Source organism: Nocardia sp. NPDC047648 (assembly GCF_040642815.1).
GTDB classification, from domain to species: domain Bacteria; phylum Actinomycetota; class Actinomycetes; order Mycobacteriales; family Mycobacteriaceae; genus Nocardia; species Nocardia gamkensis.
Genome location: NZ_JBEYSX010000006.1, coordinates 145,828 through 162,509, shown reverse-complemented (window position 1 = coordinate 162,509; position 16,682 = coordinate 145,828). Strand labels below are relative to the sequence as shown.

The window sequence follows — 16,682 nt, the reverse complement described above, 5'->3', positions numbered from 1 at the left end:
TCACTATTCACGGAGTAACTTCTCGGTGCGGTCGGCTGCTTCGATCAGCTCAGGTGCTGCCTCAGCCAATGACCTGGCTACGACATGGTCCGGGCCGTACCGCTCGCGGACCTCGGCAATGCGACTGAGCACATCTGTCGTCTCACCGGTTGGGGTCGTAGTTATATCCGCCCACCACAGCGCATCGCGCAGTGCTGTCTGCTCATCCGGCCAGTCGATCGCGAGATGACGGTTTCGCGCCTCTATACGGGCACACGAATGGTTGGCGACCAGAGCGCACAGACGCTCCGACACACCTTCACGCCGCAGAAAGTCGGCACCATCCACCGGGTGGAATCCAGTTCTGCGGATCGATGGTGCATAGCCGATGTCGTGCAGCCACGCCGCGGCCAGCAATAGATCGGAATCGTCAACCACGTCGACGGCCTGCCGAGCATGCCGAGCGACGCCTTGGACGTGCTGCCACCGCCGAGACATGCCGACAAGATTGTCCCGCGCCAGCTGCGCAGCCCACGCGACGAGGTCATCGGTCATACAGGCAACCGTAACGTCTTGCTGCATGACCTGCTGTTGCCCCGGGAGCTGCACCGGGGCTGGCCCCCGCTCCTACAGCTTGTCTCCCAGCCGTGCCCGCCGATGCGCCGACTTCGCACGGCTGTCGGCCACCGCAGCGCCGTATCGTGCAAGCATCTGACGCGACCGCCATCCGGCGAGCATCATCAGGTCCTGCTCCTGGCCGCCGCTGTCGAGCCAGGTATGCGCGAAGAAGTGGCGGAGCTGATGAGGATGCAGACGTTCGATGCCGGCCGCGTCGCATCGACGCTGGAGCATCTGGCGGATACCGGAGTCGGTCATCACTCCGGAGTAACCGAGCCACAGAGCTGGATTGTCGTTCTTCGCGCCTGAATGCTTCGCACGGACCCGAAGGTATCTCCGCAGCGCCGTTCGGGTCTTGTCACCGAACGGACATGTCCGCGGGCGGCCGCCCTTGCCGATCACCAGTACTGTGTTCTCGTTGAAGTCGAGCGAGTCCACCTCAAGCGGTGCAAGTTCGCCGCAGCGCATCCCCGTGTCGGCGAACAACCGGATGATGGCGTTGTCGCGTCGGTCGGCGAAATCGACCCCATCGCACTCTGCGAGAAGCGCTTTCACCGCGTCCATGCTCGGCACGGGCACCTGCCGATCCGGTACCGCGGGCGGGCTCATCTTGTCGAACGGATTCGCATCGATGATCTCCTCGGCCGCGAGGTACTTGAAGAACTGTTGCAGCGATCGGTACTGGCCGCGTGCGTACTCCGGCGACAGCGGCTCACCGCTGCGCCGGTTGGGCCGCGTGAGCAGATCCTCGATGTAGCCGCCGATATGGGCACGAGTGATGTCCGGCGCCGTAGTCGGCAGCTCGCGCTCCTCGAGGTAGGCAGCGAAGTACCTGATCCGGGTGAGGTAGCCGTCGATGGTCTGCTTGCTCCGGTTCTTGCGACGCAGCTCCGTCGCGAAGTCCTCCGCAAGTTCTCGGATGTCGTCCAGATCCAGCCCCATGTCCGGATTCTACCGGCAAAATACATTGCTGTCGGAGCACTGTTCTGGATCAACTCGGCTGTCGAGTTCAACATTTCCGCAGTTCAGAGGGCCTTTGTGGGGCGGGCGGGGCTCGAACCCGCGACCAATGGATTATGAGTCCACGGCTCTAACCGACTGAGCTACCGCCCCGTGCCGCGGGAACCGCGAGCGTTGTGGATGCTACCGGGTCCTGAGGGGTGGAAACCAGTCGCCTGGCTTAGGGTGGAGGCTTCGGAAACTTACTGGAGGGTCAGGTATGGCCGGTCTGTTCACGAAGGTGCTGAAGGCGCATCAGTGGGTGTACGAGAACAGTGGTGGGCTGGTGGGGCATCGGCTGCTGCTGGGGAATCCGACGCTGCTGCTGCGGACGGTGGGGCGTAAGTCCGGTGCGGAGCGGACTTCGGCGCTGACGTATGCGCGCGACGGCGGGGACTATCTGGTGACGGCGTCCAACGGCGGGTCGCCGCGGCCGCCGGGGTGGCTGGCGAATCTGAAGGCGCGGCCGGAGTGCGAGATCCAAGTCGGCCGGCGGAAACTGACGGTACGGGCCCGGGCGACGTTGCCGGATGATCCCGAGTACGCCCGGCGGTGGGCGCTCGTCGACAGGGTGAACAAGGGTCGCTACAGCGCCTATCAGAAGCTGACCAAGCGGCCCATCGCGGTGGTGGTGCTGACCCCGGCGGAGCGGGGTCAGTCCTCGCGATAGTCCTCGTCCCAGTCGTCCTCGTAGTCGTCGGCGTCGTCCCGGTCGTCCCATGGCTCGGCTTCCTTGGGTGGCCGGCTGGCGAACGCCACGACAGCGACGACGAAGCCGAGGACCACGATGACGATACCGACGACGAGCAGAGTCTCCACCCCGGCACCCTAGCGCCGTCGCCGGGACCTCGCACTACGTCAATTGTCCAGTTCGCCGCTTTGTTCACACTGTTAACAAAGTGCGCCCCACGGCCGCTCGGGACTCGATGGCGGCATGCGCCCGATGGGCTTCGTCGAGCGGGAAGGTCTGGCCGATGACGACCTCCAAGCGCCCGGCGGCGACCTCGTCCTGGGCGCGCCTGGCCAGCGCCTGCCAATCGACATCCGAACCGGTGATGTCGAACAGCCCGTAGACGGTGACACCGCGCGCCGCAGCGTCGTCCCGGTCCAGTGTGGCGAATTCACCTGCGGCAGCGCCGTATCCGAGGAAGCGCCCGCCGTCCGCGACGACCGAGAGGGCGGCTTCGCCGAGCGCGCCGCCCGCGCCGTCGAGCACCACGTGCGCGCCCGCTCCCCCGGTCGCCGCGCGCGCCTCGGCCGCCCAATCGGGCGCGGAGTAGTCGACCACCGCGGTCGCCCCGAGCCGCGCGGCCAGTTCCAGCTTCGTGGCGCCACGCGCGGCGGCGACCACGTTCGCGCCCGCGGCGCGGGCGAGCTGGATCAACAGGACGCCCAGTCCGCCGGCCGCGGCGGTGATCAGCACCCATTCCCCCGGTTGGACAGCGGCGCGATCGAACACGGCGAGCGCCGTCCTGCCGTCGTGGGTGAGCGCGACGGCCTGCGCCGGGGTCAGCCCCTCGGGCGAAGTCACCAGCGTGTCCGCCTTGGCCAGTGCCTTCTCGGCGTATCCGCCGATCGGCAGGCCTCCGCCGATGCCGCTGGCCGCGGTGGGCGTCGACACTCGCTTGCCGACCCAGGACGGATCGACGCCCGGACCGACCGACGCCACCACACCGGCGATCGCGCCGCCGGGCACATAGGGCAGCTCGATCGCGAAGAAGTCGGTGCCCCAGCCGGAACGCAGCCGAGTGTCCAGGAACATCACATCCGCGGCGGCCACGTCGACGACCACCTCACCCGGCCCGGCCGTAGGCTCCGGCAGCTCCCGCACCGCGAGCACCTCTGGCCCACCGAACTCACTGGCTTGTACAGCCCTCATGACACACCCTTCGTCGTTCCTTGCCGTCCATCGACGAAGATCAGCATGGAACCTCAAGGCATGTTGAGGTCAAATCGTGTGTCAGGAACCGCCACCGCAGCTGGAACTACTGCCCCCGCCGCAACTGGAGCTACTACCCCCGCCACAGCTGGAACTGCTGCCTCCGCTGCAACTGGAACTGCTTCCCCCACCGCAACCACTGCCGCTCCCCCCACCGCAACTACTGCCGTGATGGTGATGATCGTGGTGATGATGATGTCCGCCCCCGCAGCCGCTCGGCTGGTCGAACCCGCCGATCAAACCGGCGCCGCCGGCCGCCCAGAACGGATCCGTGGAACCCCCCTCGTGATATCCCCCGCCTCGATTCCCGACGCCCCACCCACCATATGGGGGCGGCGGCAGGAACCGGTTGCGCTGCGAGCGGATGACGACGACCACGATGATGATCGGAACCGCCACGAGGAGCAGCACCATCAAAAGAATGAACAGAAGGATGAGTGCGCTCATGTCAGAACGGTAGCGGCCCGTCGGCGCGCACGTACAGTGAACTGTGGTGAACTTCAGGTTCCGTAGATCTCCGGCGCGCGAGATCGACCTGGCGACCGTGCGCGCCGCCGTCGACGCGCTGGAACTGCCCGAGGCCGTCTACAAAACCTGCCCGTGGCAGCCGAGGGAATTGGTGGACAAGGGATTGCGGCAGTGGCTGTTGTGCTGCGGCGCCGCCATGCGGGACGACCAGGTGATCGGCATGCCGTCGCACGCGGTGGACGAGGCATGGCACGGGTTCATCCTGTGCACCGAGCGCTACGCGGAGTTCTGCGCGACCGCCTACGGTCGCTTCCTGCACCACTTCCCGGAAGGCGCCGGGCCGCCGGTCGATTCGCACGGCAGCATGGCGGAGCAGCTCGGCCGCACGGTGGTGGCGTGGTCGTTCGTGGCGGCTCCTGGCGAGGAATGCGTGCTGTGGGATCTGGACCGCCGGGTCGGCGTCGAGCAGCCGTGGGGCGTCGAGCCCGAGCGAGTCGTGGCCGTGCAGGCCGAACTCGCCCGTGCCCTCGCCTCCTGATCAGGTCAGCTTCACCCGCGCCGCCAGGAATCGGACGACGGCGGGCGCGAGCCGCCCGAAGTGGTATTGCAGGTGGGCCTCCGGCGTCACCGGCACGACGCTGCGATCGCCCTCGATGGCGCGCACGATCCGCTCGGCCACCTTCTCCGGGCCGTAACGCCGCATCCGATAGAGGTTGTCGTAACGCTCCTGCTTGCGCTGCTCCTCCTCCGCGCTGACACCGGAGAACCGAGTGCGCCGCACGATGTCGGTGTGCACGATGCCGGGGCAGATGGTGTGCACCGAGATCCCGCGCCCGGCCATTTCGGCCCGTAGACAGTCGGAGAACATGAACACCGCCGACTTGCTGGTGGAATAGGCGCTGAACCCTTGTTGCGGACTGTAGGCGGCCATGCTCGAGAGGTTCACGATGTGCCCGCCGAGGCCGCGCTCGGCCATGGCCGGGCCGAACGCGCGACAGCCGTTCAGTACGCCGCCGAGGTTGATCCGCATCACCCGGTCGAATTCCGCCGCCGACGTCTCGAAGAATCCCCCGGCCTGTCCGATTCCGGCGTTGTTGATCAGGATGTCCGGCACGCCATGGGTCTCCAGCACGGTCTCGGCGTGCGCCCGCATCTCGTCTTCGTCGGCGACATCGAGCGGATAGGCATGCGCCACACCGTGTTCGGCGGCGATCAGCTCGGCGGTCTCCTTCACGGCGGCGAGATCGATGTCGGACACCACGATCTCGGCCCCGCGACGGGCCAGGGCGAGCGCGGTCGCCCGGCCGATACCGCTGCCCGCGCCCGTGATGACCACCAGCTGATCGTCGAACGGCCGCCCGGTGCGCCCCACCTCGGCGCGGCGCAGCGTCCGGGGCGCCGCCGAGCCGCCGAGCGTGTCGATCAGTTCGGTGGTCGCGGTGGCCAATAGTTCCGGATGCGAGAACGGCATCCAGTGCCCGGCGGGCACGTCCCGCCGCCACAGCCGCCCGGTCCACTTGTGTTCGTCGTCGAATCCCGCGGGCCGCACGGCGATGTCGCGTCCGGCGACGATCAGCTGCACCGGCACCTCGGTGTGCCGCTCGCGCGGGGCGAGCATGCGCTGCACGATGTTCGCGCGATAGATCAACAGGCCGTCGACGATGTCGGCGCGGAAGGTCGGGCCGAGCCGCACGTTCGACGGCGCGGTCTCGTTCATGATCGAAACCACCCGCTGCCACACGCGTTCGGTCCCGGCCAGGCCGAAGGCGGCGCGCGGCAGCCCGGGAGTCATGAAGAAGAAGGTGTAGGCCGACGACAGCAGCTGGGTGAACGGCTGCCACACGTTGCGCGGGGTCGGACGGGCCAGCCGGTTGCGGATCCACTTGCCGATGTGGTCCAGGTTCGGCCCCGACACCGAGGTGAACGACGCGACCCGAGTGGCGGCGCGCGGCTCGCACACCGCTTCCCATACCTGCACCGAACCCCAGTCATGGGCGAGTACATGCACGGGCCGGTCGGGGCTCACCGCGTCGGCGACCGCGTAGAAGTCCGCGGCCAGACGATCGAGCCGGAAGTCGGCGGTGCGCCGGGTGCGGGTGGAACGGCCGTGCCCGCGGGTGTCGTAGGCGACGACGTGGAATCGCCGGGCCAGCCGCGGCACGACCGCGTCCCAGAGGTGATGGGTGTCCGGCCAGCCGTGCACCAGCACGACGGTCTCGGCGGCCGGGTCGCCGTATTCGTAGACGGCGAGGTCGAACTCGCCGCTGCGCACGGTTCGTTCGATCGCGGGGAGTTCGGCGATTTCGGTGGTGGTCATCATTCTCCTTGGCCGATCGGGAGGCCGGATCACAGATCGAGCACGAGGCGTCCGCCATCGGCGCGCGAGACGCAGACGAGCATCGCGCCCGCCTCGCGTTCGGCGGCGGTGAGCACGCTGTCGCGGTGGTCGGGTTCGCCGGCCAGCACTCGGACCTTGCACGTGCGGCAGAAACCTTGCCTGCACGAGTACGGACGGTCGGGCCGGGACGTGAGGATGGCGTCGAGCGCGGTGCGCGTCGCGCCGACCTCGACGACCTCACCGGTGGAGGCGAATCGGATTTCGAACGGCTTGCCGTTCACGATCGGCGGCGGCGAGAACCGCTCGGAATGCAGTTCCACGGACGGCATTTCGCGCACGGCGGCGGCGATCACGGCGATCATCGGCGCCGGACCGCAGCTGTAGATCGCGGTATCGGGACCGACGCCGGGCACCAGGGCGCCCGCGTCGGGAAGCCCGTGCTCGTCGTCGGTGCGCACCACGACGCGGTCGCCGAAGCCCTCGATCTCGTCGAGGAACGGCAGTGTCGCGCGGCTGCGCCCGGTGTACACCATCGACCACTCGATGCCGAGCCGGTGCGCCAGCCTGGCCATGGGCAGGATCGGCGTGATGCCGATGCCGCCCGCGACGAAATGCAGTCGCGTCGCGGGAGATCCGTGGCCGGGCACGGCGAAGGGGAACGCGTTACGTGGACCGCGCACCACGATCGGCGAGCCCACCGGAAGGGAGTCGTGCACCTCCACCGAGCCACCGCCGCCTTCCGGGATCCGGCGCACCGCCACCCGGTAGGCGCGGACGTCGGCCGGATCGCCGCACAGCGAGTACTGGCGCAGGCGGCCGGATGGCAGTTCGAGGTCGAGGTGGGCGCCGGGGCGCCAAGGCGGCAGCGCGCGTCCGTCGGGGGCGGCCAGCCGCAGGCCGACCACGTCTTGGTCGTGCGCCTCGATCCGGCGTTCGGTGACGACCAGCGTCATCCGCTGGTCGTCCGCCTTCGGACGGGGATCGCGCCGGTTGACCAGCGTGGTCCAGCGCAATCGCGCCGAGGCGACCGCGTCGAACATCCGCACGGTGCGATCGACCTCGCGCCTACCGAACAGATCAGCGGGCAGGTGGTCGGGGACGGTCACGAGGCAATCGCCCGCGCCGCAGGGGATTTGGCCAGGTAGGTCACCGCCTGCGCGGTGGAGCCGACCGTCTCCGGGTTGTAGCCCGGCTCGAAGGTGCTCAGTGCGCTGCGCAGCAGTGAGGGGACTCCGGGCAGCGCGCCGCGCCACATCGCGCCGAAGACTCTCGCCAGCAACCGGGGGTAACCGAGATCGGGCAGATCGCGGTCCTGGTGGACCAGGAACTTGGTGCCGCGCACCACCAAGGTCAGGAAGATCGGGAACACCAGCAGCATCAGCCCGGCGCGCCGCAGGTAGCCGGCACCGAAGTAGACGGCCACGTCGTGCGCGACATGCCGGTGCTCGACCTCTTCGGCGCCGTGCCAGCGGAACAGGTCGGCCATGCGCGGGTCGGCGCCGAACCGCTCCAGATCCGCGTTGAGCACCCAGTCACCGAGGTAGGCGAAGAAGTGCTCCAGACAGGCGATGAAAGCCAGCCGCTCGACCAGCACCTGCCGTTCGGCCACGCCGTCCACATCACGCGGCCCGAGCGTCCGGCGGAACAGGTACTCGGCCTGCCGCAGATAGGGCTCCGGATCGATGCCGTGCACGGCGAGCACCTCGTGCAGCACCTTGTCGTGCGTCTCGGCGTGCATCGATTCCTGGCCGATGAACTCGAGCATCGCCTCGCGCAGCTTTTCGTCCCGCACGTACGGCAGTGCTTCGGCGTACGCGGCGCAGAACATGCGCTCGCCTTCGGGCAGTAGCAGATTGAGCGAGTTGATCAGGTGCGAGGCGATGGGTTCGGTGGGCATCCAGCGCAGCGGAGTGTCCGACCAGTCGAAACGCACGTTGCGCGCGTGCAGCGCGACCGCGCCCGGGTCGATCTCGGGCCGCCGCCCTGCCCTGCGAAGTAGCTTCATCGATACTCCTCGATCCGCACGCGCCCGCACTCGTCGCGCGTTTCCTACATATCCGTAGCAAGCATCATACACATATATGGAACCTTCGGTAACACACAAAGCGGCTACCCGCCGCTGTACGGTGGCATCAGTTCGCGACAGTCGTCACACCGGCCGCGATCGCCACAAAACTAGAACATGTTCTAGTAGGCTTTTGCTATGGAACGATTGACCGGATTGGATGCCAGCTTTCTCTACTTGGAAACCGGGACCCAGCATCTGCACGTGTGCGCGCTGCTGATCCTCGACCCGTCGTCGGGTGACTACTCGTTCGAGGGCTTCAAAGCCGAACTGGCCCGGCGGATTCCGCTGATTCCGCAGATGCGCCGTCGCGTGTACGAGGTGCCGTTGAATCTCGACCATCCCGTCTGGGTGGAGGACGCGAATTTCGACCTCGACTATCACGTGCGCCGAATCGCGATCGCGCCCCCGGCCGGGCGCCGGGAACTCGCCGAACTCGTCGGGGACATCGCCAGCCGCCCCATGGACCGCGATCGGCCGCTGTGGGAGATGTCGGTGGTGGAAGGCCTGGACGACGGAAAGGTCGCGGTGGTCTGCAAATACCACCATGCCGCCGTGGATGGCATCACCGGCGCCAATCTGATGATGCACCTGTGCGATCCGGAGCCGGGCGCCGCCAAAGAGATCCCCGACCAGCAGTGGCGCCCCGACCCGAAACCGAACGACTGGCAACTGCTCGCCGAAGCGGTGGTGAAGTTCCCGGCCAGGGCGGGCATCGTCGGCATGCTGCCGAAAACCGTCGGCATCGTCGCGAGTTTCGCCCAGCGCCGCCGCAAGAACAAGGCGGGCATGGCGGTACCGTTCTCCGCTCCCCGCACGCCCTTCAATCTCGCCATCACCCCGCATCGCGCCGTCGCGTTCACCGACGCCGAACTCGACGCCATCAAGGAGATCCGCTCCGCGTTCGGCGTCAAGGTGAACGACGTGGTGCTGACCGTCGTCGCCGGTGCGCTGCGCACCTATCTGGCCGGACGCGACGAATTGCCGGATCGCTCGCTCATCGCCTCCGTTCCGGTGTCCGTGCACGAGTCGACCCGGCACACCGCGGGCGTCAACAAGGTTTCCGCGCTGTTCGCGACGCTCGGCACCGACATCGCCGACCCGGTGGAACGCTTGCGCGAGGTGGCCGAGGCCAACCGCGGGGCCAAGGAAGAGCACGAGGTGATAGGCGCCGACTTCCTGCAGGACTGGTCGAAATACGCTCCGCCGAACACCTTCCGGCTCGCGGCGCGGATGTATTCGTCGCTCAAGCTGGCTGAGGTGCACCCCGTGGTGCACAACCTGGTGGTGTCCAACGTGCCCGGCCCCCCGATGCCGCTGTACTTCCTCGGCTTCCGGGTGGACGGGATGTACCCGTTCGGGCCGGTGTTCCACGGCGCGGGCCTGACGGTGACCGTGCTGTCGAACAACGACAAGCTGAACTTCGGTTTCATCGCCTGCAAGGAACTGGTGCCCGACATCGGGGCGCTCACCGACGCCATTCCCGGCGTGGTCTCCGAATTGCTCTCCGCGGCGCGGACATCGGGCTGAGTGCCGGTCGACTGTCCGCCATCGCCGCCGGACAGCACCGAGCACCCGTCAGATCTTCGCCACGACGGCCTCGCAGGCTTCGAGCAACACCGGGACGAAACGATCGGCCTCGAGCACGCAGCACGCGTGCCCGGCCGCGACACGGTGCGTGCTCGCCCCCGGGATCATGGTCGCCATCTCGACCTGACGGTAGACCGGAACCGCCCGGTCGCGGGTCGTGACGACCACGGCGGTCGGCATCGTCAGGTTCGGCAGCCACGCGGTCGCGTCGAAGCGCCCGACCGCGGCGAGCACCTGGGTGAGCGCCCAACCGCTGGTACTGCGGAACTCGCCCAGCGCCCAGCGATCCGATCGCCCCGGCGTCCAGGTGACCACCGGGAGCTCGGGCAGACGCCCGGCGAGCTTCTCGGCCCGGCGGTAGGAGTAGGGCCCCACCGCGGCGGCGAAGGCCTCGAATGTTCGGTGAAAAGCGTGCTCGCGCCATTTCTCGCGGAACCGGTAGGGCGTCGCGCAGAGCACCAGTCCGCTCACCCGGTTCGGATGGCGATGCGCCGCCAGCAGGCCGACGATCCCGCCCAGCGAGAACCCCGCGCAGATGGCCCGGTCCAGTCGCAACGCGTCGAGCACGGCCACCACGTCGTCGGCGCAGTCCTCCAGGGTGAACCGCTCCGAGCGGATGCCGCGCCCGTGCCAGCGCTGGTCGAACAGGATCACCCGGTACCGCTGGGCCAGCGCCGCCAGCGACGGGAACCAGGTGAGGTACGCGGTGCAGGCCGTGGCGTGCAGCAGCACGAGCGCGGGCGCGCCCTCCGGGCCCGGGATGTCGACGACGTAGGTCCGGCCCCGGCCCGGCAGTTCGACCAGGCGGCCACCGGGCACCTCGGCGATGTCGGGCACCCGGAAACGTCCACCGAACCGTGTCGCACTTCGGCCGGGGTTCGTCATGACGCACCTCCCGAGCGCTCATACCGTGGCCAGTTTTAGAACGCGTTCTACACGATCATGTCACATCCGCGCGCAACCCCGGAGCGATCACCTGGGTTACTGTCGCGGGACGCGCCGCCACCAGGCGCGTGTCTGTAACGTGTTACAGACAGTGCGAGAGACGGAGGTACCCCGGATGGGGCGGTTGACCGGCAAAGTGGCGTTGATCAGCGGCGGAGCGCGCGGCATGGGCGCGGCGCACGCCAGGGCCCTGGTCGCCGAGGACGCGCGCGTGGTGCTGGGCGACGTGCTCGACGACGAGGGCGCCGCGGTCGCCGCGGAGCTCGGCGACAATGCCGCCTACGTCCACCTCGACGTGCGCGAGCCGGGCGACTGGCGCAAGGCCGTCGACGAGGCGGTGCAGCGGTTCGGGTCGCTGAGCGTCCTGGTGAACAACGCGGGCATCGTGAACGGCAACCTGCTCGTCGCGTTCGAGCTGGCCGAATGGCAGCGGATCATCGACATCAACCTCACCGGTACGTTCCTCGGCATGCAGGCCGCCACGCCCGCGATGATCGAGGCGGGCGGCGGCTCGATCATCAACATCTCCTCCGTCGAGGGCATGCGCGGCAGCCCTGGCCTGCACGGGTACACGGCCACCAAGTTCGCCGTGCGGGGGCTCACCAAGTCCACCGCGCTCGAGCTGGCGCAGTACAAGATCCGGGTGAATTCCGTGCATCCCGGCATGATCCGCACTCCGATGACGGAGAACATCCCCGAGGACTTCCTGCAGATCCCGCTCGGTCGCGCGGCCGACCCGGCCGAGGTCTCCGCGCTGGTGACCTACCTGGCCGGCGACGAGTCGTCGTACTCCACCGGCGCCGAGTTCATCGTCGACGGCGGGCTGACCGTGGGCGTTCCGCACAAGAGCTTCGGCTGAGTCATCGGCCGGTGGCCAGCAGCACGAGGGGTGGCAGCGCCACCAGCGCGAGGCCCATGAGCACATTGCTCCACTTGTAGGCCACCAGCAACGCGGCGAATTCGCGCAGGAAAGCGCTCGGCAGGTAGTAGAAGGCGGTCCCGGCGCCCGTCACCTCGGCATCGAGGCGGAGGCGGCGCGCCAGGATCGCCGTGCGCAGTACGTGGAAATTGCTCGTCACCAGGACCATGCGCGTGGTGGCGCCGCGCTCGCCGAGCAGCCGCTTGGTGAACAGCAGATTCTCCTCGGTGGTTTCCGAGCGATCTTCCAGCACCACGTTGTCTTCGGGCACCCCATGGCTGATCAGGTAGTCCGCCATCGCCGACGCCTCGGAAACCTCCTCATCGGAACCCCTGCCGCCACTGGCGATCAACAGCGGGGCGCGTCCCGCCTCGGCTTCGCCACGGTAGACCTCGATCGCGCGATCCAAGCGCGCGGCCAGCAACGGCGGCACCTCGCCGTCGACCAACCCGGCGCCGTGCACCACGATCGCGTCCATCTCGGGACGGTAGGACAGCAGGCCGTAGCAGAGCGAATACAACAGGAACGCCGCGAACAGGAACCCGACGTAGCTGATCGCCATCGTCAGCGACGCCAGCAGCACTATGAGCCAGCGATTTTCGGTCACCAAGGCGAGAGCCAGCACCACATAGGGCACCAGCAGCCCGAAGCCGAGCCCGAGCGGCAGCAGATTCGGCAGACGCCACCCCTCTCGACGCACCAGTTGCGCGCCGTTGGCGATCGACAACCCGGCGAGCACCAAGACCAGCAGCGGCGACAGGAGCACCAGCAGCGGTGCCAGCACCACCGGCAGATCACCTTCGGCGACCCGGCCCACCGCCCACGCGCCGACGAACCCCGCCCCGAGAAGCAGCAGCACTCCGTGTCCCAGCCGCCTGCGGTCCCTGCCGAATCGCACCGCGAATACACCGAGCAGGACCACACCGACCAGCAGAAGCACCGGGCCACGGTAGCCGACCGGGGGACGGCGCGCCCCCGGGTCCACAAGCGGCGCGGCTACCTCGGCTTTTTCCGATCGTCCCCTACAGTGTGCAGGTCCGGGCATCGGTCAAAGCGACCGGCGGCCGGGAGCATTCGACTTCAGCACACCAGCGTTACGGAACAGCACGTCGTGATGAATGGGAGTCGTCGAAAACCATGCTTCGATTGGTCATCGCCACCGCCGCGGCCGCGCTCTGCGTGATCACACCGCAAGCCGCAGCGCAGCCGATCTATCCCGCACCCGATCCGGATCCGTTCTACGCCACCCCGGCCGACCTGGATCGCGCCGCACCCGGCGATGTCCTCGCCGTACGGCAGATGCCCGCACTGCCAGTGTTCCCGGGCTCGACGGTCACGATGATCAAGTTCCGCTCCACCAACTCCGTGGGCGACCCGATCGCGGCCACCACTACCGTGCTGACTCCGCCGAATCCCACCCCGGGTCGGCCGCTGCTGTCCTACCAGCACATCATCAACGCACTCGGCACCCAGTGCTCGGTGTCGCGTGTGCTCTACACCAGCGATCCCAACCTGGCGGTGCGCGAAGCACCCGCGCTCAACGCCCTGCTGCTGCGCGGCTGGTCGGTCGCCCTCCCCGATCACCTGGGCCCGACCAGCGCCTATGGTGCCGCGAAACTCGGCGGAATGATCACCCTGGACGGTCTGCGCGCCGCCCGGCGGGTCGCGGAACTGGGACTGGTGGACAGCCCGATCGCTCTGCTCGGCTACTCCGGCGGCGGCATGGCGAGTTCGTGGGCGGCCGCGCTGGCGCCGACCTACGCGCCGGAACTGCCGCTCACCGGGGTGGCGGCGGGCGGGGTGCCGATGAATCTGGTCAAGATGATCGAGGGTCTGGGCTACGCGCCGCACGCGGCATTCGGCCTCGCCTTCGCGGCGGCCCTCGGACTGGAGCGGGAATACCCGGCCCGGCTGCCGGTGAGCGAGCAACTGAATTCGGTCGGATTGGCGGTCCGCAACAGGATCGCCGACAGTTGCACGAACGAGATCCTCCTGGCAGGTGCCGGGCGCGGCATCGTGGACGTCGCGGCCTCGAATTCGCTGGCCGACGACCCGCGCGCTCGCGGGGTGCTCGAGGAGAACAGTCTGGAACTCTACGACGGTATTCCGGCCGTGCCGCTCTACCAATGGCGCGCGGAGAACGACGCGCTGATCCCGGTGGAGTCGGTCGATGCCACGCTGGGGCGGTATTGCCGGGCGGGTGTGCGCGTGCAATACGAGAAATTCCTCAGCCCGGACCATTTGTCCGCCGCCGTACTCGGAATCCCGGCCGCGCTCGATTGGCTGGACGCGCGCCTGCACGACGTGCCCGCACCGAGTAATTGCTGAGGGCGGCCCGGGCGGCGGCAATTCACCGCCGACCGGGAACGGATCGCTCCGCCACACCGCCACATCGGATCTCGCGTGCAGGGAACTAGACGTCCTTGCCGCTCTCGTACGCGTTCTGCCGCGCCTCGTCGAGATCCGCGTCCGCACGGGCCTTTTCGGCCTCGGCTTCCTTCTGCGCCGCGTCCCGCTGGGACTCGGCCTTGTCCTGCTGGGCGCGACCCTCTTTCTTCAGGTTCTCGTCACCGGTGACGACGCCAGCGGCTTCCTTCGCCTTCCCCTTGATGTCCTCGACGACACCCTCGACAGCTTCCCGGGGTCCGCTCTGATGCTCCGGCATCACATACCTCCCATTGATTAGTCGGCTGACATCCGCCGCATACCCGTCCCCGCCCTCATCAATCGTCCTGTGACTCCCACCACCTGCCACATCCACAACCGCCAGACGCCGTCATCCGACGGAGAGGACCGCGCCGTTTGGCGAATTCCCGGTGGGACGTGGCTCGAATGCCACTGGGCGGCAACGGGCCTCATCGATACATTCGATTCGCCGAAGGCCCTGCTCACAAGGAGTTCGCCGATCATGAGTTATGTCGCGCCGATACTGATCGGCGTCCTGTACGCGCTGGCCATGTCGGCGATTCCCGAGCCGCGTCGCCGTCGTTTCAACGCCGTCATGGTCGCCGGCGCGGGAGCCGCCTACCTCAGCGGGGGCGGATTCGGCGGCTGGGAATTCGTCTTCACCGCCGCCGTCACCTACTGCGCCTACCGGGGACTGGAGTCCTGGACGTTCATCGGCATCGCCTGGCTCCTGCATACCGCCTGGGACCTGTTGCACCATCTCAAAGGCAGTCCCATCATCCCGTTCGCGCACGACTCGTCCCTGGGCTGCGCGATCTGCGATCCGGTGATCGCCGCCTGGTGCCTCTACGGCGGACCCTCGCTGTTTCGTCTGCGCCGCGAGGCCGCCGTTTCCTGACCGCTGCCGTCGCGGGTGACCTGACGGATGCCGCGTCGAGCCGGACGAGTCACTTCCCGCTACTACGCGTGAATCGCCGGACGAGCGGCCGATCAGTAGCCAGAACGCGGCTCGAAGCCGGGGTCGGGAAGAGAGGGCGGCTCGACCGGCGGCGGCTGCACGGGTTTCGGCTGCGGCGCGGGCTGCGGAACCCGTACGACGGGGGCCTCGACCGGCGGCGGAGCAGCGGCTTCCGGTACGACAGCTTCCGTTGCGACGACCTCCGGCACTACGGCTTCGGGCGCAGCGGCTTCCGGCGGCCGGTTCGCGGCTTCCGAAACGGTCGGCGGCGCGGGTTCCGCGACCGGCGCCGGATCCGTAACCGACGTGGGCGAGACAGCGCCGACGGGCGACGGCTCGGACGGCTCGCCGCACCCACCGACCGCGAGGGCGGCGATACCGGTCGCGATCAGCAATCGGCGAGATCCGAATCGGCTGGTGCGCACGGTGCCAGGCTAATCGCGCACCCCGTCGAGGGCAGTCCTCCGTTCGACCGACAGCGGCGCGCGGCGCGGCGACGCGATACTGGATCCTCCTGTGCCATCGAAAGATTGGGTGTGTGATGAGGTCGCTCCGAGGGAGGTCGACGGTCACCGCGATACTCGCGGCGGTGTCGTTGGCCGTCCTGATCCCGGACACGACCGCCGTGGCCGATCCGGCCGGCGGGACCGCACTGGTCGTTCTGGGTGATTCGTTCACGGCGACCGCCCCCGTCCTGGGCCACGCCGACGACGGATGCACCCGTTCGCCCTCTTCCTGGCCGAACCAACTCGCGGCGGCGACACAGCTGTCCGCGACGGCCCAATTCCTCGACGTGTCCTGCAACGGTGGCACGATCGACACCGGCAACGGCTGGACGCTCGTGCACCAGGCACGGAAGGCGTTCGCGCAGGGCGGTTTCGGGCCCGACACCCGGGTCGTCCTGATCCAAGCGGGACTGAACGACGTGTGGGGCAACTCGACCGGAACGGCGTTCCCCTCGACCGACTGTCTACTCAATATCGTGGCCGGGTGCGGGTTCGACGCCGCCGATCAGAACCGGCTGCCCGACTACCGCGCGGTAACCGGCTCCGGTTACGCCGATCGGGTACGCGAGGTCGTCACGTTCGTGCGTTACTACGCACCGAAGGCGCGGGTGGCACTCGTGGGGTATCCGGAAGTGTTCCCGCCGGGACAGTCGACCGCGTGCATGGATCTCGCTGTGGCCGGGCGGGTCGTCCAGCCGCGCGCGGAAGGCTATATCGCGTACCTCGATCGAGTCCAGGACGCGCAGCGGACGGCCGCGGGGCTGTTGGGGATCGAGTTCGTCGACGTGCGCGGCGTCACCGCGGGCCACGCCAGTTGTTCGGACGATCCGTGGATCAGCGGCCTCGCCGGCACCGACTCACCGTTCGACGGCGCTCCGGTACATCCCAACGCGCGGGGCAACGGCGTCGTCGCCGACCGGATGCGACAGCAATTCGGGCTCTGAGCAGGCCT

General features: G+C 68.2%; 18 protein-coding genes and 1 tRNA gene. 8 read left to right on the top strand and 11 right to left on the bottom strand.

What is annotated here, in order from left to right; genetic code table 11:
• Positions 1-3 precede the first annotated feature (3 nt).
• From ABZ803_RS15250 to ABZ803_RS15240, 3 genes are all read right to left on the bottom strand, one after another.
• Complete coding sequence (locus ABZ803_RS15250) at positions 4-534, bottom strand: HD domain-containing protein (RefSeq protein ID WP_357037567.1); 531 nt, start codon at positions 532-534, stop codon at positions 4-6.
• A 72-nt stretch (positions 535-606) separates the two neighbouring features.
• Positions 607-1,539, bottom strand: a complete 933-nt coding sequence (locus ABZ803_RS15245) for a tyrosine-type recombinase/integrase (protein WP_357037564.1) — start codon at positions 1,537-1,539, stop codon at positions 607-609.
• A gap of 97 nt (positions 1,540-1,636) precedes the next feature.
• Positions 1,637-1,710 (bottom strand) — tRNA-Ile (locus tag ABZ803_RS15240).
• A gap of 106 nt (positions 1,711-1,816) precedes the next feature.
• On the opposite strand from ABZ803_RS15240, the gene ABZ803_RS15235 reads away from it, so the two are divergent.
• The gene (locus ABZ803_RS15235) at positions 1,817-2,266 is read left to right on the top strand and encodes a nitroreductase/quinone reductase family protein (protein WP_357037561.1); all 450 of its coding nucleotides are present in this window, start codon (positions 1,817-1,819) and stop codon (positions 2,264-2,266) included.
• On the opposite strand, the gene ABZ803_RS15230 is transcribed toward ABZ803_RS15235, so the two are convergent.
• Both ABZ803_RS15230 and ABZ803_RS15225 read right to left on the bottom strand, forming a co-directional pair.
• Positions 2,251-2,415: a hypothetical protein gene (locus tag ABZ803_RS15230; protein WP_357037558.1), complete on the bottom strand. Its 165-nt coding sequence runs from the start codon at positions 2,413-2,415 to the stop codon at positions 2,251-2,253. The two genes, ABZ803_RS15235 and ABZ803_RS15230, sit on opposite strands and share 16 nt — an antisense overlap.
• A 64-nt stretch (positions 2,416-2,479) precedes the next feature.
• Entirely contained in the window at positions 2,480-3,475 is a 996-nt protein-coding gene (locus tag ABZ803_RS15225; RefSeq protein WP_357037555.1) for a zinc-binding dehydrogenase, read from the bottom strand.
• Positions 3,476-3,551: 76 nt separating this feature from the next.
• Here ABZ803_RS15225 and ABZ803_RS15220 point away from each other — a divergent pair, with 76 nt between their 5' ends.
• Positions 3,552-3,707 carry a hypothetical protein gene (locus ABZ803_RS15220; RefSeq protein ID WP_357037552.1) on the top strand — a complete coding sequence of 52 codons (156 nt, stop codon included), beginning with the start codon at positions 3,552-3,554 and terminating at the stop codon, positions 3,705-3,707.
• 357 nt (positions 3,708-4,064) lie between these two features.
• Positions 4,065-4,541 carry a hypothetical protein gene (locus ABZ803_RS15215; RefSeq protein ID WP_357038119.1) on the top strand — a complete coding sequence of 159 codons (477 nt, stop codon included), beginning with the start codon at positions 4,065-4,067 and terminating at the stop codon, positions 4,539-4,541.
• Here ABZ803_RS15215 and ABZ803_RS15210 read toward each other — a convergent pair whose 3' ends face one another.
• The 3 genes from ABZ803_RS15210 to ABZ803_RS15200 are packed head-to-tail and all read right to left on the bottom strand — an operon-like array spanning position 4,542 to position 8,346.
• Positions 4,542-6,320, bottom strand: a complete 1,779-nt coding sequence (locus ABZ803_RS15210; RefSeq protein WP_357037549.1) for an SDR family oxidoreductase — start codon at positions 6,318-6,320, stop codon at positions 4,542-4,544. It abuts the gene before it with no gap.
• Between the two features lie 29 nt (positions 6,321-6,349).
• Complete coding sequence (locus ABZ803_RS15205; protein ID WP_357037546.1) at positions 6,350-7,447, bottom strand: PDR/VanB family oxidoreductase; 1,098 nt, start codon at positions 7,445-7,447, stop codon at positions 6,350-6,352.
• Complete coding sequence (locus ABZ803_RS15200) at positions 7,444-8,346, bottom strand: metal-dependent hydrolase (RefSeq protein WP_357037543.1); 903 nt, start codon at positions 8,344-8,346, stop codon at positions 7,444-7,446. Before ABZ803_RS15200 ends, ABZ803_RS15205 begins: the two co-directional genes overlap by 4 nt.
• Before the next feature lie 198 nt (positions 8,347-8,544).
• Here ABZ803_RS15200 and ABZ803_RS15195 point away from each other — a divergent pair, with 198 nt between their 5' ends.
• On the top strand, positions 8,545-9,936 hold the full coding sequence (locus tag ABZ803_RS15195; RefSeq protein WP_357037539.1) for a wax ester/triacylglycerol synthase family O-acyltransferase: 1,392 nt from the start codon (positions 8,545-8,547) through the stop codon (positions 9,934-9,936).
• A 48-nt stretch (positions 9,937-9,984) separates the two neighbouring features.
• On the opposite strand, the gene ABZ803_RS15190 is transcribed toward ABZ803_RS15195, so the two are convergent.
• A complete protein-coding gene (locus tag ABZ803_RS15190; protein ID WP_357037536.1) occupies positions 9,985-10,881 on the bottom strand; it encodes an alpha/beta hydrolase in 897 nt (298 codons plus the stop codon).
• A gap of 175 nt (positions 10,882-11,056) precedes the next feature.
• On the opposite strand from ABZ803_RS15190, the gene ABZ803_RS15185 reads away from it, so the two are divergent.
• Positions 11,057-11,800, top strand: a complete 744-nt coding sequence (locus tag ABZ803_RS15185; protein WP_040865675.1) for a glucose 1-dehydrogenase — start codon at positions 11,057-11,059, stop codon at positions 11,798-11,800.
• Between the two features lies 1 nt (position 11,801).
• Here the strand turns inward: ABZ803_RS15185 and ABZ803_RS15180 are convergent, their stop codons facing one another.
• On the bottom strand, positions 11,802-12,800 hold the full coding sequence (locus ABZ803_RS15180) for a YdcF family protein (protein ID WP_357037532.1): 999 nt from the start codon (positions 12,798-12,800) through the stop codon (positions 11,802-11,804).
• A 197-nt stretch (positions 12,801-12,997) separates the two neighbouring features.
• Between ABZ803_RS15180 and ABZ803_RS15175 the strand changes: the two genes are divergently transcribed.
• A complete protein-coding gene (locus ABZ803_RS15175; protein WP_357037529.1) occupies positions 12,998-14,188 on the top strand; it encodes a lipase family protein in 1,191 nt (396 codons plus the stop codon).
• Positions 14,189-14,273: 85 nt separating this feature from the next.
• On the opposite strand, the gene ABZ803_RS15170 is transcribed toward ABZ803_RS15175, so the two are convergent.
• Complete coding sequence (locus ABZ803_RS15170; protein ID WP_062969707.1) at positions 14,274-14,525, bottom strand: CsbD family protein; 252 nt, start codon at positions 14,523-14,525, stop codon at positions 14,274-14,276.
• Between the two features lie 243 nt (positions 14,526-14,768).
• On the opposite strand from ABZ803_RS15170, the gene ABZ803_RS15165 reads away from it, so the two are divergent.
• Together ABZ803_RS15165 and ABZ803_RS15160 are read left to right on the top strand one after the other, a co-directional pair.
• Positions 14,769-15,164 (top strand): DUF6010 family protein, encoded by a 396-nt coding sequence (locus tag ABZ803_RS15165; protein WP_357037526.1) that lies wholly within the window; start codon positions 14,769-14,771, stop codon positions 15,162-15,164.
• Between the two features lie 649 nt (positions 15,165-15,813).
• Entirely contained in the window at positions 15,814-16,674 is an 861-nt protein-coding gene (locus tag ABZ803_RS15160) for an SGNH/GDSL hydrolase family protein (protein ID WP_357037523.1), read from the top strand.
• Positions 16,675-16,682: the final 8 nt, after the last annotated feature.

Coding starts and splice junctions, on each gene's coding strand:
- ABZ803_RS15165 (WP_357037526.1), top strand. CDS start 14,769: ATGAGTTATGTCGCGCCGATACTGATCGGCGTCCTGTACGCGCTGGCC.
- ABZ803_RS15210 (WP_357037549.1), bottom strand. CDS start 6,320: ATGACCACCACCGAAATCGCCGAACTCCCCGCGATCGAACGAACCGTG.
- ABZ803_RS15175 (WP_357037529.1), top strand. CDS start 12,998: ATGCTTCGATTGGTCATCGCCACCGCCGCGGCCGCGCTCTGCGTGATC.
- ABZ803_RS15235 (WP_357037561.1), top strand. CDS start 1,817: ATGGCCGGTCTGTTCACGAAGGTGCTGAAGGCGCATCAGTGGGTGTAC.
- ABZ803_RS15225 (WP_357037555.1), bottom strand. CDS start 3,475: ATGAGGGCTGTACAAGCCAGTGAGTTCGGTGGGCCAGAGGTGCTCGCG.
- ABZ803_RS15200 (WP_357037543.1), bottom strand. CDS start 8,346: ATGAAGCTACTTCGCAGGGCAGGGCGGCGGCCCGAGATCGACCCGGGC.
- ABZ803_RS15185 (WP_040865675.1), top strand. CDS start 11,057: ATGGGGCGGTTGACCGGCAAAGTGGCGTTGATCAGCGGCGGAGCGCGC.
- ABZ803_RS15190 (WP_357037536.1), bottom strand. CDS start 10,881: ATGACGAACCCCGGCCGAAGTGCGACACGGTTCGGTGGACGTTTCCGG.
- ABZ803_RS15195 (WP_357037539.1), top strand. CDS start 8,545: ATGGAACGATTGACCGGATTGGATGCCAGCTTTCTCTACTTGGAAACC.
- ABZ803_RS15170 (WP_062969707.1), bottom strand. CDS start 14,525: ATGCCGGAGCATCAGAGCGGACCCCGGGAAGCTGTCGAGGGTGTCGTC.
- ABZ803_RS15245 (WP_357037564.1), bottom strand. CDS start 1,539: ATGGGGCTGGATCTGGACGACATCCGAGAACTTGCGGAGGACTTCGCG.
- ABZ803_RS15250 (WP_357037567.1), bottom strand. CDS start 534: ATGACCGATGACCTCGTCGCGTGGGCTGCGCAGCTGGCGCGGGACAAT.